This window comes from Longimicrobium sp. (assembly GCF_036280135.1).
Lineage (GTDB): Bacteria > Gemmatimonadota > Gemmatimonadetes > Longimicrobiales > Longimicrobiaceae > Longimicrobium.
Map to the genome: position 1 here is coordinate 1 of NZ_DASURI010000157.1, position 20,553 is coordinate 20,553.

Here is a 20,553-nt window from a genome sequence, read left to right on the forward strand (position 1 = left end):
CCGGCCGGGCCGCCACCGGCGACCACGGCCTGGAAGCGTCCTTCCATCACGTCCCCGATGCCACGGCCTCGGCGTCCGCCTCGGCCGCCGTCCGCGCGTCGGACGAACGACCTGCCGACGCGCTACCGCCGGACGACGCGCCGCCCGTCGTGGCCTCCGCCAGCGCGCGCACGTGCGCCGCGCGCCCGGCGAACCGGCGGCCCGCCACGCGCCGCTTCGGCGTCTCCGACTCCGCGTCATCCGACGACGCGTCCGCCATCTCCGGCGCGCCGGCCAGCATGAGCTCGGGGCGCCACGGGATGGTGCCCGCGGGCACGCCCACCGCGTTCTCCACCATCATGGTCGACGGGAAGTCCGGGTCGTCCTTCACCCCGGGCCGCACCTCCACCACGCCCATGTCGCCAAAGCGCTTGACCATGTTCATCATCTGCACCTGCGGGGGCGTGACGCTGTCCTTGCCCAGCAGGCGCGTCCACAGCTCGCGCCGGTTGAACGCGGCCTGCCGCTCCTCGCGGGACAGGCGCGTGTCCATCACCCGCTCGTAGTCCGCCTGCGTGAGCACCTGGTTGGGCACGCGCGCGGGCCAGAAGGTGGGCAGCGACGGGTCGTAGCTGGGCTCGTAGCCCGAGCGGCAGAACGCCGTGTCTTCCTGCCAGGGCAGCCCCATCCACCGCGACAGGTCGCCGGGGCCCTGCGCCCACAGGGGGCCGTCCGCCGCCAGCACCTGCGCCTGCGTGAGCGTGGGGCCGTAGTCCGGCTCGGTCTCGCCAGGCGCGCGGTGCGTGATGCGGAACGGCGCCGAGTACATGGTGATGTGGCGGATGGGCCACGTCACCTCGCACCCCGGATGGAAGGCATCCGCCAGGCAAAAGTGCAGGGCCGCCTTCGTCAGCATCATCGGCTGCTCGGCCACGGGGAGCTTGTCCACGTCGCGCACGGGCACCGCGCCGGGCCAGTCCGCCGTGAAGTTGCCGTCCGCCCACTCGCTCAGGATGCGGTACTGCGTGCCAGAGAGGGACAGGTTCTGCCGCGGCGAGTCCGGGTAGCCGGGGATGGAGTCGGCGTCGCCGTACTCCCAGGGCCAGGGCAGGTAGTTGTCGTCCGTGGGCTGCGGCGGGCGAAAGGAGAAGAACACCTGCCGCCGCAGGTCCGCCCACGTGTCGAACTCGCCTGCGCGCGGCTTGTGCGCCAGGCGCCTGACATAGCGCGCGTCCTGGAAGTCGTTGGGCCCGCCGTGCCCGAACTGCGTGGCGAAGCCCGCGTTCACCCACTGCAGGCCCGACAGGCGCTGCAGGATGGGATAGACGTGCCGCGTGAAGGAGATCTCCCTGGGGAAATCCATCCAGCGGTTCTGGATGTACAGGTCCTCCAGCAGGTCGTACAGCGTGCGCACGGCCACCACGTCCGGCGCGTAGTTGGGCGGCGCCGTGACCACCCACGCGCCCTGCACGGGGATCTCGCGCCCGTCGATTACCACCTTTGCCGTCACGGGGCCGTCGGACGCGTCGTCGTACCACCCGTTGGCGTTGATGAACCCGTTGGGATCGTTCGCGTCGTAGATGGGCTGGTTGGTGGGCGAGGCAGAAACGCCGCGGCTGCCCAGGAACAGCAGCCGGCCGTTCTCGTCCGTCCGCAGCTCGCCCAGGTAGACGGGCACGGGATCGCTGGGACCGGCAAACAGGCCCTCGAAGCGGTACTCGCTGCCGTACGTGTTCTTGCCCTCGATGGTGCGCGTGCCCCCGTCGATGTCCAGGAACCGCCGTGCCGCGCCCGTCACGTCCGGGTTGCGCAGGGGGACGGACAGGTTGACGCTCTCGGGGATGTCCATGGCCTGCACCCACTGGTACCAGCCCGCCTTGCGGTTGGCCACGTGCGCCGTCCAGTGGATGTCGGCATAGTCCGACGTGAGCTCCTGCACCACGTCGCCGGCCGCGTTGTAGCCGTAGATGCGGAACCGCGCCGCCTGCCGCTTGAGGGCGCCGGACCCGTCGCGGTAGTAGCCGGGCTTTTGCGGCGCCGGCTCCGTGACCTCGGGGCCGATGAACCACTCCTCGCTGTTGCCCATCCGCGCGATGCCGATGGCGGGATGGATCTCCGCCCGGACGATCTGCAGGTCCCTGGCGGCCGGGTACGGCTGGCCGGGGTTCATCTCCGCCGGGCGCGGGCACACGGGCTCGGCCAGGGGCACGCCGTTCACGTCGCGCCGCACCCGGGCCGACGCGCGGTAGGTGACCTTGCGGGCCTCGGCCAGGCTGCCGACCGGCTCCAGCTCGGGGAGCGCGTGCCACGTGTTGATGGCCAGGTTTTCCCCGTACTCCGCCTGACCGCGCGTGTCCAGGTCCTGCCGGGGCAGCACGAGCGTGGCCACGTGGATGGGCGGCGACAGTTCCTCGCTCCACGCGACCGTGGCCTCGTCCAGCGGCATCTGCTCCGGGTGCGTGCGCAGCTGCACCATGAACTTGAGCCGCGCCTCGCCGTTGTTCATGCGGCAGTGCAGGTCGGCCCGCTGGTAGAACGGGTCGTCGTAGTCCGGCTGCCGGCCGCTTCCGGGCGGCACCACCTCGGGCTCGATCTTGTACTTGGCGTACTGCTCCATGCCGAAACGCGTGGGCAGCACGCCCCAGTACGGCGTCTCCAGCACCGAGTTCACCACCTTCTCCATCTCGTTCAGGATCTGGCTGGTGCGCGGGTGCTTCTTGACGAACCCGTTGAAGTCGCGTGAGAACTCGCACATGTCCTTCGCGTTGTTCACGAAGAACACGTCGTGGTTCTGCAGGATGAAGTCGTGCGTGGTGGCGTCCTGGTCCGGCTCCATCACCTTGTGGCCGTGCACGCCAAAGATCTTGATGCCGATGCCCACCGTGCCGCGGTAGTCCGGCGCGCCCGGCTGCAGGTCGCTGCTGAAGCGCACCCACATGGGATACTCGGACCTCTGGCCAAACACGCCCACGCGCAGCGCCTCCGGCAGGTCGGGGCGGACGACAAAGGTGCCGTGCGCCACGCCGTGCACGCGGCGAAAGACGGGGCGCGTGGCGGGGACCTCGCCCGTGGCGATCTGGCTGCCCTGGAACTGGTCCACGAACATCTGCTTGATCCCCTCGACGGGGTTGGCGGCGCAGTTGATGGGCGGCGGCGTGGGCGTGCCGGCGGCGCGAACGCCGGTGGCGGCATGCTGCGAGCGGGGTCGCTTTTGCATGATGTGGCGGGGAGCGGGTTTACGACGGGCCGCGCGGCGAGCGGAAAGAAACGGCGGGACGTGCGGCGGCGGATGGGCGGGGCGATGAGGCACTGCGTTCCGCGTAAAAGGCGGAAACTGATGGAGGATAGGGTAGCAGCGCCGAATGCGCAAGCTAGCCGGAAAGGTGCGGTGTCTCGCGCGAGGAAGCCGCGATCCTCCGCCACCGCAGAGGGCCCAACACTGCCTCTGCTTGGCACAGCTCTGAATCTCGACAATTCAAACTGCACAGAATTCTCCTTTTCATAGAATCTTGTGCATCACATCCGCATGCGCGCAGGGCCGATTCATCACGGACGCGGGTCAGGCGGAGTCCGCCAGCGCGATCTCGGCGATGTAGGCGCGGAGTGCCTCCGCCGCTTCGTCGACGTCCGTGGTCGGAAGGCCCACCTCGCCCGCGAGCCGGGCGAACGGGCCGGCCCAGTGTCCGGGGACGTGGACCTCGGGCGGCCACGCGTGCATGGCGCGGCTGCGGAACACGTCTTCGCACGCCCGCCGCACCTGAGCGAGGTTCGTCCGCAGCGCGCGTAGCAGCCACAGGTCCACGAGGTCGCGGTATCGCTCGTTCTGCCGGCCCTCGCGCGGCGGCGACGTGACGGCGTGGATCTTCTGCGCGATCTGGTAGCGCGTGGAAAGGCAGTGGATGAACACGGGGCCGTCCAGGCCAAGCTCCGACAGGTCGGTGGCGGGGACGCGCTCGGCCTCCATCAGCTGTCCGTCGCCGGCGGATACTTCCATCTGCACCGTCGCCCAGGGTTTGTCGCGGTACTGCACCTGGACCTCGATCCGCTTTGCCTTGCCCCCGAGGTCGCGGATGACGCCCTTTCGGGCCAGGCAAAAGTCTCCGTACGGCTCCGCCAATGCCGCGTCCAGCACCTCCAGCATTTCCCCGAAGCGCTCGCGGAAGCACGCGTCGAAGTCCCGCGTAGCCCGCGCGCGCAGCCGCAGCCGAAGCTCCAGGGCCACCCCGCCCTTCACGACGAACGCGCTGGCTCCCGCGTCGTCCTGCACGCGTTCGAGCGCCCCGGCCAGGATCATGAACGAGATCCAGTTGCGGATGCGGGCCTGGGGAATCTCGTAGTGGTTGGCGTACTGCCCCACGAGTTTCTCCAGGGCCGATCGTGTCCGCGGGATCGCGGGCCGGCCAAGGCGCTCGACGTTGGTCATCGCAATCGTTCTCCCAGGAGTTCCGATGACAGTCGCTCGGCTTCCGCCGGGCACAGCAGACCTATCCGCAGCCCGTCCTCCACCGCCTGCCGGACGAGCGTGCGCCCCAGGTGCGCGGCGTGGCAGTCGCGGATGGTGCGCGCGGGCGACGTGACGGGGATCCCGCCCACGTGCTCCACCTCGCGCGCGGGGACGTCCAGGCGGTGCACCACGTACAGCGAGGGCACGCGCCGCAGGATGCGATGCCGCCGCGGGACGGTGACGTGGATGCGGGCCGGGTTCACGTCCGACAGCCCGTGCAGCACCAGCGCGCTGTCGTGCGAGATCACGCCCCGCACGCCGCGCGGCCACAGGCTCGCCTGCATGAGCTCCGCGCGCGGAGACGGCGAGATGGCGGAGATGCGGTACAGGCCGCTGCTCACGTGCTGCAGCGTTCCCCGCCGGGCCATGGCGTGCAGCGTCTTGGGACGCACGCCGACCTCGCGCGCCTGCTCCACCGTCAGGTAGCCGTACTGGTCGGCCCCGACGTCGAAGATCGCCCCGTACTTTGCTCCCGGCATTGTGATCCGCATCTCAAGGGTGAAGACGATAGCGTAACCAGCTCCTGCACGGAACTCCACGTTTTGTAGACTCCCGTGCAGTTCGGGCCAACGGGATTACGCTTGATCCGGCGGTGGCGGAAGAGGAAACGGACCGCCGGATCCGGAGATTTCGGCGCCAGAACACGGCCAATCTACGCCCCTCACCAGCCTGCACAAAAGTCTACGTTTTGTAGATTCTTGTGCACCCTGTCCGCGCACGAATGCGGCTCGCCCCGTCCGGACGCGGAAATCAGCGCGCGTCGGAGAGGATGCGGTCGATCTCGCGGAGCTCGTCGTCGAAGAGGGCGAGGTTGTCGAGCGCGGCGACGTTCGCCTCCAGCTGCTGCACGCGGCTGGCGCCGATGAGCGCGGAGGTTACGACGGGGTTCCGCAGCACCCACGCAAGCGCCAGCTGGGCCAGGCTCTGCCCGCGTGCCCGCGCCACCTCGTTCAGCGCCAGGAGCTGCGCGCGGCGCTCCTCCGTCACGGCGTCCTCCCGCAGGAAGCCCGTCGGCTTCGCGGCGCGCGAGTCGGCGGGGATGCCGCGCAGGTAGCGGTCCGTCAGCAGCCCCTGCGCGAGCGGCGAAAAGACGATGCAGCCGATCCCTTCCTCCTCCAGCGCAGCGAACAGGTCGTTCTCCGGCGTGCGCTCCAGCATGCTGTACTTGGGCTGGTGCAGGACGAACGGCACGCGCATCTCCCGCAGCATCCGCGCGGCTTCGCGGGTGAGCTCCGGCGGGTAGTTGCTCACGCCGGCGTACAGCGCCTTGCCCGAGCGTACGGCCTGCTCCAGCGCCCCCATTGTCTCCTCCAGCGGCGTCTCGGGATCGGGCCGGTGGTGGTAGAAGACGTCCACGTAAGGGATGCCCATCCGCGCCAGGCTGGCGTCCAGGCTGGCGAGCAGGTACTTGCGCGACCCGCCGTCGCCATAGGGGCCTGGCTGCATGCGGTACCCCGCCTTGGTGCTGACGACCAGCTCGTCGCGGTGCGCGGACAGGTCGCGGCGCAGGATGCGGCCGAACGTCTCTTCCGCGCTGCCGGGCACGGGCCCGTAGTTGTTCGCCAGGTCAAAGTGCGTGATGCCCAGGTCGAACGCCCGCAGCACGATGGCGCGGCCGTTCTCCTCGGGGTCCACGCTCCCGAAGTTGTGCCACAGCCCCAGCGAGATGGCCGGCAGCCGCAGCCCGCTCGTTCCGCAGCGGCGGTACGGCATGCGGTCGTAGCGCGTATCGTCCATCATCGTCCTTCCGTCGTCGTCCGCGCGGCATCCGCCGTCACCTGGAAGGTGCCCGTCAGCCCGCCCACCATCACGTCGAACGCGCCCGGCTCCAGCATCATCCGGCCGTCGCGGCCCACGGTGCGCAGGTCGTCCGCCGTCAGCACGAAGGTCACGGCGCGCGACTCGCCCGGCGCCAGGGCCACCTTCTGGAATCCCCGCAGCCGCCGCGTGTACGGCGTCGTGGACGCATACTGCTGGCGCGTGTACAGCAGCACCGTCTCCTCCCCCGCGCGGGTGCCCGTGTTGCGCACGGTCACCTGCACCGTCATGCGGCCGTCCGCGTCCATGCGCGGCCCGCCGAGCCGCAGGTCGGCGTACGCGAAGGTCGTGTAGCTGAGCCCGTGTCCGAACGGCCATTCCGGCCGGAATCCCTGTCCCCCGAACGCGGGGCTGAGCGTCTCCGTGAACTTGTGGTCGTACGTGAGGAGCTCGTTGGGGTGCCGCGGATAGGTGAACGGCAGCCGCCCGGACGGGTTCGTCTCCCCGAACAGCACCTCGGCCACGGCCTCGCCGCCCTGCATCCCCGGCCAGTACGCCATGACAACGCCGCGTGCGCCGTCCACCACCCGGCGGATGATGCGCGGCCGGCCCTCCACCAGCACGAGCACGACGGGCGTTCCCGTCGCCTGGACGGCCTCCACCAGCCGCAGCTGCGCCTCGGGGAGCGTGAGGTCCGCCACGTCGCCCACGCCCTCGGCGTACGCGTTCTCGCCGATGACCACGACGGCCACGTCCGCGTCCGCCGCCAGCCGCGCGGCGGCCTGCGGGTCGCCCGGCTCCGTGAAGCCGCTGCCGGCCACATAGCGCACGTCGCGGCCGCGGCGCAGGATGGCTTCCAGCACCGTGCGCGGCGCCTCGGGAAACTGGGACGCGTCCGTGCCCTGCCACGTGTACGTCCATCCGCCGTTCAACGCCGTCATGGACTGCGCGGCGGGGCCCGTGACGAGGATCTTCGCGTCCGGCTTCAGCGGGAGGATGCCGCCCTCGTTCTTGAGCAGGGTGATGGACTCGCGCGCCGCCTGCCGCGCCACCTCCGCCGACTGCTCCGTGGCGAAGCGCGCGCGCAGGGCCGGGTCGGGGAGCGGCGCGTCGAACAGCCCCAGCGCCTCCTTGAGGGTCAGGATGCGGCGGACGGACTCGTCGATGCGGCGCTCGGACACGGCGCCCTCGCGCACCAGTTCGATCAGCGCGTCCATGAAGCGGTAGTCCGTGGGCGACATGCTGACGTCGATGCCCGCCTCGACCGCCATCCGCACGGCGTCCTTGATCGTCGGCGCCACGCGGTGGCGGGTGTGGAGGTAGTAGATGTCCTCCCAGTCCGTCACGATCACGCCCTGAAAGCCCAGCTCGCCCCGCAGCACGTCCGTGAGCCAATAGCGGCTGGCGTGCACGGGCTCGCCGTCGATCTCCGCGGAATTCACCATCACGCTGCGCGCGCCGGCGCGGACGGCGGCGGCAAAGGGCGGCAGGTAGTTCTCCCGCACGCCGCGCGCGCTCAGCTCCACGGGCGCGCGGTCGCGGCCCGTGTGTGAGGCGCTGTACGCCAGGTAGTGCTTGAGCGTGGCCGCCACGCGCCCCTCGCGCTGCATCCCCAGCACCTGCTGGCGCCCCAGGACCGTGGCCACGAGCGGGTCCTCGCCAAACGTCTCGTAGAAGCGGGGCCAGAGCGGGTTGCGCCCCACGTCCAGCACCGGCGCGAAGTTCCAGGGCAGGCCGCTGGCCAGCGCCTCGTCCGCGGTGATCTCGGCGGCGCGGCGGGCCAGCGCGGGGTTGAAGGTGGCCGCCATCCCCACGTTGTGCGGGAAGATGGTGCCGCCGCGCGTGTAGTTGGCCCCGTGGACGAAGTCGATCCCGTAGATGACGGGGATGCCCAGCCGCGTCTCGCGCAGGGCCATCCCCTGCACCTCCGCCATCAGCCGGTGCCAGCCCTCCACGGAGAGCGAGCCGCCGACCACGTTCAGCAGCGAGCCCACGTGGCGCTCCACGATGGCCTCGCGCAGCTTCGCGGGGTCGATGCGCACGCTGTCCCGCTGCGGCCCGTCCTCCGCCGCCACCACGGCCAGGGTGAGCTGCGTCATCTGCCCGACCTTCTCCTCCAGCGTCATCCGCGCCAGGAGCGAGTCCACGCGCGACGACGCGGGCGCGGCGGGCAGGTCTGCCGGCGCCGCCGCGCGGGCGGTGCGCGGGATGGGACCCGCGGCCAGGACGGGCAGCGCGCCGGCGCAGAGGGCGGCGACCAGGAATCGTCTCATCGAGCTGTGGCGAAGTGGATCAGGCTTCGAGGCGGCGGAGGACGGCTCGTGCAAGGAAGCGGGCGCCCTGCACGGGACGGCGCCCCTCCCCCGGCCCCTCCCCGCTCGTTCCTCGCGGAGAGGGGAGAACAGCAACGGATGTTCCGTAACGCAAGAAGCAGAGAAAGCAAAGTCGTCCTCTGCTTCCCCTGCTCCCTCCGCGTGAGAAAACGCAGTTCGATGTTGCTCAGTCCGGACGCGGGGCGGCCAGCAGGTCGCGGTAGAAGGCCAGCGTCTGCTCGGCGATGGCGCGCCAGCTGAAGTGCTCCAGCACGCGCGCGCGGGCCGCGCGGCCCATCTGGGCCCGGCGATCCGGCGCGTCCAGCAGCTCGTTCACCGCATCCGCCAGGGCGCGCGAGAAGGCCTCCGGCTCGCGCGGCTCCACCGATCCGCCGCCCTCCGGCTGGATGGGCACCAGCAGCCCCGTCTCGCCCGGCACGACGATCTCGGGGATGCCGCCCACGGCGGAGGCCACGACGGGCGTCTCGCACGCCATCGCCTCCAGGTTGATGATGCCGAACGGCTCGTACACGGAGGGGCAGACGAACACGTCCGCGTGCGAGTACAGCAGGATGGTGTCCTCGCGGGGCAGCATCTCCGCCAGCCACACGATCTTCGCCGCCGAGTCGTGCCGCGCGTCCTCCACCAGCGCCTGCATCTCCGCGCCGATCTCCGGCGTGTCGGGCGCGCCGGCGCACAGCACGGCCTGCACGCCCGGCCGCAGGTGCCGCAGCGCGCGGACCAGGTGCAGGATCCCCTTCTGCCGCGTGATCCGCCCGACGAACAGGACGATGGGCTGGTCGGGGTCCACGCCCAGCGCGCGGACACGGTCCGGATCCAGCCGCGGGCGGTACTCGTCGGGGTCGATGCCGTTGTGGATCACGCGGACGCGGTCGGGATGGACGCCGTACAGCGTCTGCACGTCCTCCTTCATCGCCCGCGAGACCGCGACGACGCCGTCCGCGTTCTGGTACGCCGTGCGCTCGATCCACGTGGTCACGTCGTACGCCGTGCCCAGCTGCTCCACCTTCCACGGCCGGTGCGGCTCCAGCGAGTGCGTCGTGAGCACCAGGCGCGCGCCGGTGAGCGGACGGGCCAGGCAGCCGGCCAGGTGCGCGTACCACGTGTGGCAGTGCACGATCTCCGGCGCCTCCGCCAGCCCCACCATGGCCAGGTCGCGGACCAGCGCGTCCAGCAGCCGCGCGTGCCGCGGGTCCTGCGCCGCGAGCTTCACGTCGGGCGCCACGCCGTGCACGCGCAGGTTGCCCTCGTCCACCCGCTGGTCGCCGAACGAGAGCACCTGCACCTGGTGCGCGCCGCCTTCGGCCCGGGCCAGCTCGCGCGACAGGTACTCGATGTGGACGCCCGCCCCGCCGTACACGTGGGGCGGGTACTCGTTGGTGAGCTGCGCGATCCTCATATGACGGTGCCGTCGGGGATCGTCGCGTTCTTCTCGATGACGACGATGCCGTCGCGGATGTAGAAGCCGGGCCCCTGCCCCTCCTGCACCCCCGCCGCGTTGGTGATCACGCAGTGCCGGCCGATGGACGCGTTCTTGTCCACGATGGCGCCCTCGATCACGCAGTCCTCGTCCACGCCCGGGCGCTCCGGCCCCTCCACGCGGCTGCGGCTGCCGGCGCCCTCCCAGTAGTAGTAGTCCGCGCCCATGAGCACGGCCCGGTGAATGCGCGACCGCGCGCCGATGTACGAGCGGATGCCGATGACCGAGTCCGTGATGTCGGCGTCGATGATGACCGACGCCTCGCCGATGATGGAGTGGTCGATGCGCGAGCGCGTGACCTTGGCCGGCGGCAGCAGGCGGGCCGCCGTGTACAGCGGCATCTGCTCGTCGAACAGGTTGAACGCCGGCTTGGGCTCCGTGAGCATGATGTTGGTCTCGAAGAACGACCGCACGGTGCCGATGTCGTTCCAGTAGCCCGTGAACGGGTACGAGACGACCTTGCGCTCCTTGATGGCCAGCGGGATGACGTGCTTGCCGAAGTCGTTCAGGTCCGCGTGCCCGTCCAGCAGGTCCTGCAGCACCTGGCAGTCGAAGACGTAGATGCCCATGGACGCCAAATACACGCGCCCGGCGCGCTGCATCTCCTCGGCAACGGGGCTTTCCTTGCCGGCCAGGTCGTCGCGCGCGGGCTTCTCGTAGAACTCCGTGATGACGTCGTGATCGTCCGTCTTGAGGATGCCGAAGCCGGGCGCGTCGTCGGCCACCACCGGCGTGGTGCCGATGGTGATGGCGGCGCCCGAGCGCACGTGGTGCTCCAGCATGAGCCGGTAGTCCATCGTGTACAGCTGGTCGCCGGACAGGATGATCACGTGGTCGTGCGGGTAGCTGCGGATGTGCGGCAGCGACTGGCGCACGGCGTCTGCCGTCCCCTGGTACCACTCCTCGGAGGTGGGCGTCTGCTCGGCCGCCAGCACCGTCACGAAGCCGCCGCGAAACCGGTCAAAGACGTACGACCGCGCGATGTGGTCGTTCAGGCTCGCGGAGTTGTACTGCGTGACGACAAAGATGCGGCTGAGGCCGGAGTTGATGCAGTTGCTGATGGGCACGTCCACCAGCCGGTACTTGCCGGCCAGCGGCACGGCGGGCTTGGCCCGGTGCAGCGTGAGGGGAAACAGCCGCGTGCCGGCGCCGCCCCCCAGGATCACGGCGAGAACTCGGTCCATCAGACGGAGCGATTCGTTGGTGTAGACGGATGGTCCCGGAATCGAGCAGCGATGCGCGGCGGCCGGTCGAGACGACGTTTGGAATCCCGCCGATCTCGTGCATGATCCTGGCCGTGGCCGTCACAGCGCGCGGGCACCAACTTAGCGACTTGCGCGTTCTTCGCCATCCACCCCACGTAAACAAAGCGCAACGGCGGGATTTTCCGAACTCCCGCCTCACGCAGAATGAACGCGAGACGGGCGAAAAACGGCGATATACCGCGTCCGGCGGACGGCTCAGCGCACGCCCAGGGCGGCCAGGTTGCCCCGGGCGGTCGTGGAGCCCGCCTGCGCGGCTTGGCGAAACCAGCGGATGGCTTCCTCGCGGTTGCGCCGCACGCCCCAGCCGTTGTGGTACAGCACCCCCATGTTGTTCATCCCGTCCGCGGAGCCGGCGTCTACGGCCTTGAGATACCACTCCCGCGCCGTGTTGTACTCCTGCCGGTGCTCGTAGACCTGTCCCGCGTGGACCATTCCATCCGGATTGCCGGCTTCGGCGGACAGGAGATACAGGCGAAGGGCTTCCGCCGTGTCGGGTTGCGTGCCCATCCCACGCTCGTGCATCAGGCCCAGGTTCAGCCAGCCGTCCGCGTCGCCCGCCGCCCCGGCCTTGCGGTACCACTCCATGGCAAGCGCGTAGCCGCTGTCCGGGTCCACGTACCGGCGGTAGAAGTTCCCTAGGTTGCGCATGGCGGGGGCGTAGTCCCGTTCCGCGGCTTCCCGCAGCCAGTGCTTGGCCCAGCGGTGGTTGCGGTTCACCCCCAGGCCGTCCTGGTACGCCACGCCCAGCGCGTTCATGCCGCGCGGGTCCCGCGCCTCAGCGGCGTCACGCAGCCACTGGATGGCCTGCCGGGGCTGCCGCTCCGTCCCTTCGCCGTTGAGGTAGGCGATGCCCAAAAAGGCCATGGCCTCCGTGTTTCCCGCCTCCGCGGCCTTCTGGAACAGGGGGAACGCCGCCGCGTGGTTGCCCGCGTCGCGCAGGTCTCGCGCGGCGGCCAGCTCCGCCGTGCCGTCCGTACCGGTGCCAATGTTCCGGGTGGACGCGAGGGTTTCGGGGCGGGCAACGGTGTCCGTACCCGTCGTATTCACGTGGGTGGAGTCCCGCGGTGCGGGCTCATCCCCCACCGGACCTTCTCCCGCCCCGCCCACGATCTTGATGGCGGCGGCGGTGCCCGCCGTGAGCAGCAGGGCCGTGGCGGCGACCGTCACGCGCCGGGCGCGGCGTGCGGGCGGGGGCGGGACCGGCTCGCTCCCGCCAGGGATCAGCACCAACCGGGCGGGATCCACGTCCTTTCGGTGCAGCAGCTGTGGATATTCGCGCTCCGCGAAACTCTCCAGCCGGAGTGCCGCGCGCGCCTGATCGAACGCGGCCTGCACGGATTCGCCGAACGCGACGGCGCGGTAGAACGACGAGGCGAAGGTGATCGCCGCCCGGTCCGAGATCTTGTCCGGCGTGCCGATGGCGCAGCCCACCACCTCGGCAATTGCCTGGGCCTGCGGGAGCGAAAGACACGCATTCAGGACCACCAGGCGGATCCTGCCCCTGAACACTTTGAAGAACTCCCGCAGGCCATCCGTGTCCACGCGCTGCTCGCTGCGCCCGTCCGCCGCCACGAGCACCAGCCCCGCGCTGCCGCCGTGACCGCTGAAGTGGATCACCTGCGGCTTCGTCTCGCTGAGCGCCTGCACCATGTCATCCGTGCGAGCGGCCAACTGGGTGTTGAGGCTCAGCAAATCGCGGTGGCGCGCAAGGCGCACATTCAGGCGAATCTGCCGCACCTCCTCGTCGATGAGCAGGCGTCGCTGTCCACCCGAACCGGCAGACTTGGGATCGGCGGCGAAGAACAGGACTTCGACGGGGCTCATGGTCGGCGGCTGGGGGGAGAGCGCCATGCCCATCAGCGAAGCGTACGTGCTTCTTCCTCGGCGGCGGTCCAGCACTGCGCCGCCTCGGGATCGCGCGCGACGGCGATTCCCTGCTCAAACATCTCCGCCACGTCGCGCATTGCATCCACGAGTCCCGCCTTGGCGGCTTTCTCGTAGTTCTGCAGCGCGAGCTCACCACTTTCCTCGACGGAACGGCCATCCCGGTACATGCGTGCAAGACTTAGCATGGCTTCCGGGAACTGCGCATCGGCAGATTTGCGGTACCAATGGGCGGCCCAGCGATCACTTTGTCCCCGCCCGAATCCTCGCTCTGATGCCTCGCCCAGGGCATTCATGCCACGCGGGTCATCCGTCGCCTTTACGTACTCAAGCCAGACGCCCGCGGAGTCCGGATTCGGAGGCGTACCCACCCCCCTGACGTACGCCTCGCTGACGTAACCCATCGCCTGGGAGTTCCCGGCAACCGCGGCCTGCTTGAAGAGCGGAAACGCATCCCGGTAGTTGCCCGCGTCGTACAGCGCCGTTGCCTGGGCCATGATTCCCGCCGTGGCGTCGCCCTTCAGTCCCCGCGGGGTATTCTCTCCGTCGCTGGGCACCTTCGCTTCGTGCGCCTGCCGCAGGAACGCGAGCACGTCGCGGGCGCGTGCGCAGGGACTACCGATCGGCGGCTCTGCCGGGGGCTTTGTCGCGTATGCCAGCACGGCACCGGAAGAAACGGCCAGCGTCACGAGCACCATCAGGATCCGGTTCTTTCCCGCCCCCAGGACGGGCCGCGTGATCTCCACCGGCATGGACGGCGCCGGGGCCACGTCCTGCTCGATGGGCCGCGAAACCGGTGCGATATCCTGCTCCACGGGCCTCGAAGCCGGTGTGGCGTCCTGCTCCACGAGCCGCGAAGCCGGCGTGACCGGCGGGGTGACGGGCTCTCCGTCCACCTGGATGAAGAACAGCTGCGACGCGTCCACGCCGGCGCGCGTGACCAGCACCGGGTGCTCGCCTTCCTCGAAGTTCTCCAGCATCAGCGCCGTGCATGCCTGGTCGAACGCGTCCTGCACGGACCGGCCGAACGCGATGGCCCGGTAAAAGGACGCACCGAACGCGATCGCGGCCGTGTCGGAGATCTTCGCGGGCGTGCCGATGGCGCACCCCACCGCGTCGGCGATGGCCTGCGCCTGCGGCAGCGAGGTGCAGGCGTTCAGGAGCACCACGCGGATCTTTCCGCGAAACACGCTGAACAGCCGCTGCAGCGCCGGCGCATCCACGCGATGCGGGCGAGAGCCGTCCGCGCTCACCAGCACCAGTCCCCGGCTCCCCCCATGCCCGCTGAAGTGGACGATGTCGGGCTGGCGCTCGTTGAGCGCCTGCAGCAGGTCGTCCGTGCGCGTGGCCCAGCGCATGTCGAAATCGAGATCGTCGCGATGGCGTGCCGCGCGCACCTTTTCGCGGATCTGCCGAACTTCCTCGTCCAGCAGCAGCCGGCGCTGGTACCCATCCGCGGAGAGTGGATCAGCGGCGAAGAAAAGCACTTCTACTTTGCTCATGATGATCTGCCACTGCGATGCGGGACTGCGAAAAAGGCCGGGAGAGCGGCCGAGGAACTCAAAGGAGCGGGGGGATGTGCGACGTCGGCGGCACGGCGACGACGCCGGACACCGATGCAAACCACTGAATCAGCGCATGACCGACAGCCGGTGTGCAAAGTGGCCTGTTCCGTGAGATTCGGCAACGGGTCCGTGCGGATGACTGGATCGCGATCCGCATCACGCGAGAGACGGATGTCTCTCCCCGATGTCGTTAGTGGGACACGGGATGCGCGGATTCCCACCATCCAGTTCCCGCGATCGCGACAACGCGGCGACGACGCGGAACGGGATCCTCCGTCCTGCGTCGTCTGCGCGATGCGTGGCCGATCTCAGGCGCTGCGCCGGGATTTCGCGGCCGGCTTTGATCGCGAGGCGGATGCGCTCTTTCCGCCCGACTTCTTGCCGGATTTCGCGGTCGATTTCGCGGCGGTCCTGGACGCCCTCTTCGTGGCGGACTTCGACGCCGGTTTCGAAGCGGTTTTCGACGCAGTCTTCGAAGCCGACTTCGCCGTGGCCTTGGACGCGGATTTCCGCGCCGTCTTGCTCGCGGACTTGCCGGCCGTCTTCCGTGCGGATTTGCTGGCAGACTTGCTCGCCGTCTTGCGGGCGGGCGCGCGGGACGGGCGCGCGGTGTCCGCGGCGGTGGCGGGTGCGTCGTCGTCGGAGACCGCAAGACGGCGCTTGAGGATCTCCATCAGGTCGATGATGTCCGACCCCTCGTCGTCGTCATCGGCCGCGCGGGGCTGCGCCTGCACCACGTCCTCGCCGGCACGCAGCTTGGCGTCGACGACCTTCATCATCCGCTCCGTGGAGTGGTCCTCCAGCACGCCTGCATCCAGCGCGTCGTCCAGCTGCCTGGCCATCTCGCGGTCCATCCGCCGCAGCTCGGCCGCGTCGGGCTGGGCGGGCGCGGGCAGGCCCACGTCCCCGGGCGTGCGCAGCTCGTCGGCAAAGCGCAGCGTCTCCGCGCGCAAAATGCCGTTCTCGGCGATGATGGCGATCAGGTACTCCTTGGCCCGCATGACGAAGGTGGCGATGCCCGCGCGGCCCGTCTCCTCCATCACCCGCGCCAGCAGCCGGTACGCCTTGGTGGACTGGCCCGCGGGCGTAAGGTAGTACGCCCGCTCGAAGTACATGGGATCGATCTCCGACAGCTTCACGAACTGCCGCAGGTCGATGTCGCGCGTGCGCTCGGGCGCCAGCCGCTCCAGCTCGTCGTCGTCCACGAGGACAAAGCGGTCCTTCTCGATCTCGTAGCCGCGCACGATGTCGTCCGCGTCCAGCTCGCGGTCGTCCTTTTCCGTGAAGTAGCGGCGGCCCAGGCGCGTGCCCTCGGGCGAGACCATCCGCAGCGACACGCCGCCGGAGCGGTTGGCCGCGTACAGGGCCACGGGGATGCTCACCAGCCCGAAGGTGATGGTGCCGGACCAGAACGAGCGGGTGACGGCTTCCTGCTCCGACGGTTCGATGTCAGGCACGCTTGCGCTCCTTGCCGCCCGACGCGGCCAGGCTGGCCTCCAGCACGTCCGCCAGCGACGTCTCGCCCTGCTTCTTCGGCGCCTTGGGGAACTTCACCACCTTGCCGGCGGCCTTGGCCTGCACCAGCTCCAGCACGCGCTCGCGGTACTCGTCGTGATAGGCGGTGATGTCGAACGGGTCTTCCATGGCCTTGACCAGCTGCTTGGCCATGGAGATCTCGCGCTCGTCCAGCTCGCGGCCCGTGGGCCGGGGCAGCGCCGACGCGGGCACCACCTCGCCGGCGTGGCGCAGGGTAATGAGCATCAGGTAGTCGCCCTCGGCCCGCAGCGCGCCCACGTACTCCTTGTTGCGCATGACCCACCGCGCCACGCCCTCCACGCCGCGCTTGCGCAGCGCCGCCGCCAGGGCGAAGTACGCGCCGTCCTCCTCGTCGGGGCCCAGGAAGTACGGCCGGTCGTACCACTGGTGCGTGATCTCCGCCGGCGGCACGAACTGGGTGATGCGGATGTCGCGCGACGGCGTGGGCGTGACCTGCTCCAGGTCCCCCGCCTCCAGGATCACCAGCTCGCCCTCGTCCGTCTCGTAGGCGCGGCGGATGTCGGCGCTGTCGACGACCTTGCCCGTGTCGGGATCCACCATGTGCTGCTTGACGGGCTCGTGGCGCTTGGCGTCCAGCAGCCGAAAGTGCACCGTGCGGTCCTGCACGGCGGAGTACAGCTTGACGGGCACGTCCACGCTGCCGAAGCAGATGTGCGCCTTCCAGATGGCCCGCGCGCCCATCAGGCGTTCTCCTCCGTGCCCGCCGCCTCCAGGCACTCGTGGCACAGCACCTCGCCCGTCTCGCGGTTGACGGTCACGCAGTGCTCGCAGTTGGGCCGGTCGCACGCGGCGCATCGGCGCTGGGCCTGCAGCACGTGCGTGTGCCCGCAGAGCGCGCAGGTCTCGGGGCCGCCGTCCAGCCAGTACGGGAGTGGTTTCTTGGTCGCCATGCGTCCGGATTTGGCAAGTAGTCTGCCAGGGAAACCAAACCCCAACTGCATTTCTCACGCAGAGGCGCAGAGGGCGCAGAGTACCCCATCCCGTACACCGGGCGCCTCCCTGTCGCGGAGGGCGGAGAGGGCAGAGATTCAGCGCCCGCGCATTCCGATCGGGACATGCGCCGCGAACGATCAACGTGAGGATCAGTGAAGAACCGTCGGCTGGTATCCATCGACCTGGGCAGCGCCTACACCAAGGTCGCCGTGCGAAGGGACTGGAACGGCGAGTCGGACCTGCTGCGCGACCTGCCGCTGGCCTCGGACGAGGTGGACTTCTGCGTCCCCTCCGTGGTGGCGCGGGTGGACGCGCGGGGCGGCACGCGCTGGGTCATCGGATCCGCCGCGGCGGAGCAGGCGCCGGGGGACGGTGTGCGCATCTACCGCTACTGGAAGGCCCGGCTGTTCTCGACCGATCCGCGCGGCCACGTCCGCCGCGACGAGATGGGGCAGTCTCCGCACGCCGACGCGGGCGACGACGACTACGAGCGGATCGCCGTCGAGTTCTTCCGCGGCCTGCGCGAAAGCCTGGAGCAGTCCCCGTACGGCGCCGACATCGCGTCCAGCGCCGTGCGCGTCTGTGTTCCCCGGATCGACGCGCCGGACATGGACGCCCGCGTGGGCGGCATCCTGCATGCGGCCGGCTGGCGTCCCGCGCACGGCCGGGTGACGGTCTACGAGCCGGAATCCAACGCGTGCGGCATGTTCACGCGCGGACGGAACGCCACGTGGTATCCGCCGGCCGCGCCGTTCACGCCGCGCGCGGGCCGCTCGCTGCACCTGGTGAAGATGCTGGAGCCCGAGGGCCTGCTGCAGGCGCTGCGGCGGATGGCGGGGAGCTTCGGCGTGCTGGTGATCGACATCGGCGGCTTCACGACGGACTTTGGATACGTGGAGTTCGACACCAGCTTCAGCACCGACGACTGGCATCGTCCCGCCATCATCCAGCAGTCGTACGAGCTGGGCATCCGCGAGCTGGACCAGGCCATCTACGACAGCCTGGACGAGGATGCGCAGCGCGAGATCCGCGCGTTGTCGCCCGCCGAGTGGGACGCGCTCAAGGTGGACCTGTACCGCGGCGTGCCCGTCACCCTGGGCAGCCGGCGGATCGGCGGCGGCGAGGACGCGGGGCGGACGACCGAGGCGCTGCGGGCGTTCGCCGAGCGCGTGATCGCGGTGAGAGACACCTTTCGCCGGGACTACGTGCGCGGCCCCATCAACGCGCAGACGCTGACGGGCGGCGGCTCCATGATCGCGCCGCTGCACCAGGCCGTGGTCCAGGCGCTCGCCACGGACGAGGACGCGCGCGTGTACGACCTGCTGGACGAGCACGAGCCCCGGCGCACGCTGGATGGCCGGGGCGGCACCGTGCGCGAGGAGGAGATCCAGGCGCGGGCCCGGCGCAACCAGGAGCTGGTGCGCGGCGGCAGCGCAATCGGCGGAAGCAGCGTGTTCTTCGAATAGAAAAACGCCGCAAGTCTCAGGGTATGAGAGACTTGCGGCGTGATTGCCCCGGGAGGATTCGAACCTCCACTAACGGTTCCAAAGACCGCTGTGCTGCCATTACACCACGGGGCAACAGCACGCGAAAGGTATTCACACGCGTTGCGGTGGTCAACCCGCGCGCAAAAACGAACTGCATTTTCACGCAGAGGGAGCAGGGGCAGCAGAGGGCTTCATCGCGCGATGAAGTACTCTGCGTCCTCCGCGGCTCTGCGTGAGAATGCAGTTGTCTTTCTCAGCCGATGCGGACGGACGGCTCGGCGTCGAGCGTGTCGGCGGCCCAGACCTTCATCCGCAGGCCGCGCATGCGCTCCAGCGCCTGGTCGCGCGCGTCCGCGTCATCGAACACACCAAAGACACTCGATCCGCTCCCCGACATCATCGCGATGCGCGCCCCGCCCTGCCGCAGCGCCGACTTGGCCAGGTCGATGAACGGGATCTCCTCCGCCACCACCGCCTCGAAGTCGTTTTCCGCCAGCGCGGCGACGCTGTCCCAGTCGCGCAGACGATCGAGATCCAGCGCGCGCGCGTCCGGCGCGTATCCCCCGCCCCGCCGCTCCGCGATGCGCCGGAACGCCTCGGGGGTGGGCATGGCCACGCCGGGGTGCGCCACGATCACGGGACGCGGCGGCAGCGGCGGCAGCGTGAGCAGGCGCTCGCCGCGGCTCCACGCCAGCGCCAGCGCCGACCCGCAGACAAAGAACGGCACGTCGCTCCCCAGCGCGATGGCCATCCGCAGCAGCGCCGCGCGATCGAACGGCTCCCCGTGCAGCGCGTTCAGGGCCCGCAGCGTGGCCGCGCCGTCCGACGATCCGCCTCCCATGCCCGCCGCGGAAGGAACACGCTTGGCGAGGTGCACGTCCACCGCCGGCGATTCGCGCAGCGCCGCGTAAAAGCGCTCCGTCGCGCGCACGCACAGGTTGCGCTCCGGCGGGCCCGTGTCCACCGCGCCGTCCACGTGCAGGCGAATGCCCGGCGCGCCGCGCTGCACCCGGACGGAATCCGCCAGCGAGAGCGCGCAGAACAGCGTCTCCAGGCCGTGGTACCCGCTCTCCTCCCGCGCCAGGATGCGCAGAAAGAGGTTCACCTTGGCCGGCGCGAGGACCTCGGCAAAGTCAGGCGCGGGCATCGGCGGGCGCGGGATCGTTCGCTTCCACGGCCTGCTCCACCCGCTCCTCCGTCTGCTTCAGGTCGCTCACGCGGATGCCCAGCCGCGCCGCGTAGTACGCGCCCAGCCCCGTCACCATCAGCCATCCCGCGATGTGAAAGCCGATGGCGAACGAGACGGCCGCCGCGTGCGGCACGCCCCACAGCCCCAGCCCAAGCACGCTGGCCCCCTCGAACACGCCAAAGAAGCCGGGCGACGACGGGATCGCCACCGCCATGGCGATGAGCGACTGCAGGAAGACGGCACCCAGGAACCCCGGCTCCGTGATGCCGAACGCGTGAAACGCCAGCAGGAACGACGTGGCCAGGAATGCCCACTGCGCCACCGCCCACGCCACGCTGATGGCCAGCAGCCGCGGGCTGCGCAGCACGTGCAGCCCGCCAATGAAGGCGTGCAGCGCGTCCACCAGGGGGCGGCGGATGGCCCTGGGCAGGACGGCGTTCGCCACCCGCTCCGCGATGCCCACGGTCCACGTGGGGAAAAAGACCAGCACGAGCGCGCCGGCCAGCAGCACGGACACGATGCGGATCATCCAGTCCACGCCCTGCTGCACCTCGCTGCCGGGCGCCAGATCCGGGAACCCCGGCAGGGCCATGGTCCCCAGCGGAAAGACGACGAGGAC

General features: G+C 70.0%; 15 protein-coding genes and 1 tRNA gene. 1 reads left to right on the forward strand and 15 read right to left on the reverse strand.

Annotated features, from left to right (window positions below; genetic code table 11):
• Nucleotides 1-46: 46 nt before the first annotated feature.
• The 12 genes from VFZ20_RS04770 to VFZ20_RS04825 form a co-directional block, all read right to left on the reverse strand.
• Complete coding sequence (locus tag VFZ20_RS04770) at nt 47-3,196, reverse strand: LodA/GoxA family CTQ-dependent oxidase (protein WP_329682690.1); 3,150 nt, start codon at nt 3,194-3,196, stop codon at nt 47-49.
• 342 nt (nt 3,197-3,538) lie between these two features.
• The gene (locus tag VFZ20_RS04775; protein ID WP_329682691.1) at nt 3,539-4,402 is read right to left on the reverse strand and encodes a nucleotidyl transferase AbiEii/AbiGii toxin family protein; all 864 of its coding nucleotides are present in this window, start codon (nt 4,400-4,402) and stop codon (nt 3,539-3,541) included.
• Nucleotides 4,399-4,962 (reverse strand): type IV toxin-antitoxin system AbiEi family antitoxin domain-containing protein, encoded by a 564-nt coding sequence (locus VFZ20_RS04780; protein WP_329682692.1) that lies wholly within the window; start codon nt 4,960-4,962, stop codon nt 4,399-4,401. The genes VFZ20_RS04775 and VFZ20_RS04780 overlap by 4 nt, the downstream gene beginning before the upstream one ends.
• A 271-nt stretch (nt 4,963-5,233) precedes the next feature.
• Nucleotides 5,234-6,223 (reverse strand): aldo/keto reductase, encoded by a 990-nt coding sequence (locus tag VFZ20_RS04785; RefSeq protein ID WP_329682693.1) that lies wholly within the window; start codon nt 6,221-6,223, stop codon nt 5,234-5,236.
• Nucleotides 6,220-8,514, reverse strand: coding sequence for a glycoside hydrolase family 3 N-terminal domain-containing protein (locus VFZ20_RS04790; RefSeq protein ID WP_329682694.1), 2,295 nt, complete (start codon nt 8,512-8,514; stop codon nt 6,220-6,222). The genes VFZ20_RS04785 and VFZ20_RS04790 overlap by 4 nt, the downstream gene beginning before the upstream one ends.
• Nucleotides 8,515-8,740: 226 nt before the next feature.
• Complete coding sequence (gene glgA / locus VFZ20_RS04795) at nt 8,741-9,973, reverse strand: glycogen synthase (RefSeq protein ID WP_329682695.1); 1,233 nt, start codon at nt 9,971-9,973, stop codon at nt 8,741-8,743.
• Nucleotides 9,970-11,238, reverse strand: coding sequence for a glucose-1-phosphate adenylyltransferase (locus VFZ20_RS04800; RefSeq protein ID WP_329682696.1), 1,269 nt, complete (start codon nt 11,236-11,238; stop codon nt 9,970-9,972). Before VFZ20_RS04800 ends, glgA begins: the two co-directional genes overlap by 4 nt.
• Nucleotides 11,239-11,514: 276 nt before the next feature.
• A complete protein-coding gene (locus tag VFZ20_RS04805) occupies nt 11,515-13,143 on the reverse strand; it encodes a CHAT domain-containing protein (RefSeq protein WP_329682697.1) in 1,629 nt (542 codons plus the stop codon).
• A gap of 32 nt (nt 13,144-13,175) precedes the next feature.
• Nucleotides 13,176-14,825 (reverse strand): CHAT domain-containing protein, encoded by a 1,650-nt coding sequence (locus VFZ20_RS04810; protein ID WP_329682698.1) that lies wholly within the window; start codon nt 14,823-14,825, stop codon nt 13,176-13,178.
• A 251-nt stretch (nt 14,826-15,076) separates the two neighbouring features.
• On the reverse strand, nt 15,077-16,225 hold the full coding sequence (locus tag VFZ20_RS04815; protein ID WP_329682699.1) for a Ku protein: 1,149 nt from the start codon (nt 16,223-16,225) through the stop codon (nt 15,077-15,079).
• Nucleotides 16,218-17,006, reverse strand: a complete 789-nt coding sequence (locus VFZ20_RS04820; protein ID WP_329682700.1) for a Ku protein — start codon at nt 17,004-17,006, stop codon at nt 16,218-16,220. Before VFZ20_RS04820 ends, VFZ20_RS04815 begins: the two co-directional genes overlap by 8 nt.
• Complete coding sequence (locus tag VFZ20_RS04825; protein ID WP_329682701.1) at nt 17,006-17,215, reverse strand: hypothetical protein; 210 nt, start codon at nt 17,213-17,215, stop codon at nt 17,006-17,008. The genes VFZ20_RS04820 and VFZ20_RS04825 overlap by 1 nt, the downstream gene beginning before the upstream one ends.
• 195 nt (nt 17,216-17,410) lie before the next feature.
• Between VFZ20_RS04825 and VFZ20_RS04830 the strand changes: the two genes are divergently transcribed.
• Nucleotides 17,411-18,724, forward strand: coding sequence for a hypothetical protein (locus VFZ20_RS04830; protein ID WP_329682702.1), 1,314 nt, complete (start codon nt 17,411-17,413; stop codon nt 18,722-18,724).
• Between the two features lie 43 nt (nt 18,725-18,767).
• Here VFZ20_RS04830 and VFZ20_RS04835 read toward each other — a convergent pair.
• The 3 genes from VFZ20_RS04835 to VFZ20_RS04845 all read right to left on the reverse strand — a co-directional run.
• Nucleotides 18,768-18,838, reverse strand: a tRNA-Gln gene (locus VFZ20_RS04835).
• Nucleotides 18,839-18,998: 160 nt separating this feature from the next.
• Nucleotides 18,999-19,892, reverse strand: coding sequence for a 4-(cytidine 5'-diphospho)-2-C-methyl-D-erythritol kinase (gene ispE / locus VFZ20_RS04840; RefSeq protein ID WP_329682703.1), 894 nt, complete (start codon nt 19,890-19,892; stop codon nt 18,999-19,001).
• On the reverse strand, nt 19,879-20,553 hold a 675-nt coding region (locus tag VFZ20_RS04845; RefSeq protein ID WP_329682704.1), incomplete at its 5' end, for a lysylphosphatidylglycerol synthase transmembrane domain-containing protein. The genes ispE and VFZ20_RS04845, both read right to left, overlap by 14 nt.

Coding starts and splice junctions, on each gene's coding strand:
- VFZ20_RS04770 (WP_329682690.1), bottom strand. CDS start 3,196: ATGCAAAAGCGACCCCGCTCGCAGCATGCCGCCACCGGCGTTCGCGCC.
- VFZ20_RS04775 (WP_329682691.1), bottom strand. CDS start 4,402: ATGACCAACGTCGAGCGCCTTGGCCGGCCCGCGATCCCGCGGACACGA.
- VFZ20_RS04780 (WP_329682692.1), bottom strand. CDS start 4,962: ATGCCGGGAGCAAAGTACGGGGCGATCTTCGACGTCGGGGCCGACCAG.
- VFZ20_RS04785 (WP_329682693.1), bottom strand. CDS start 6,223: ATGATGGACGATACGCGCTACGACCGCATGCCGTACCGCCGCTGCGGA.
- VFZ20_RS04790 (WP_329682694.1), bottom strand. CDS start 8,514: ATGAGACGATTCCTGGTCGCCGCCCTCTGCGCCGGCGCGCTGCCCGTC.
- glgA (WP_329682695.1), bottom strand. CDS start 9,973: ATGAGGATCGCGCAGCTCACCAACGAGTACCCGCCCCACGTGTACGGC.
- VFZ20_RS04800 (WP_329682696.1), bottom strand. CDS start 11,238: ATGGACCGAGTTCTCGCCGTGATCCTGGGGGGCGGCGCCGGCACGCGG.
- VFZ20_RS04805 (WP_329682697.1), bottom strand. CDS start 13,143: ATGAGCCCCGTCGAAGTCCTGTTCTTCGCCGCCGATCCCAAGTCTGCC.
- VFZ20_RS04820 (WP_329682700.1), bottom strand. CDS start 17,006: ATGGGCGCGCGGGCCATCTGGAAGGCGCACATCTGCTTCGGCAGCGTG.
- VFZ20_RS04825 (WP_329682701.1), bottom strand. CDS start 17,215: ATGGCGACCAAGAAACCACTCCCGTACTGGCTGGACGGCGGCCCCGAG.
- ispE (WP_329682703.1), bottom strand. CDS start 19,892: ATGCCCGCGCCTGACTTTGCCGAGGTCCTCGCGCCGGCCAAGGTGAAC.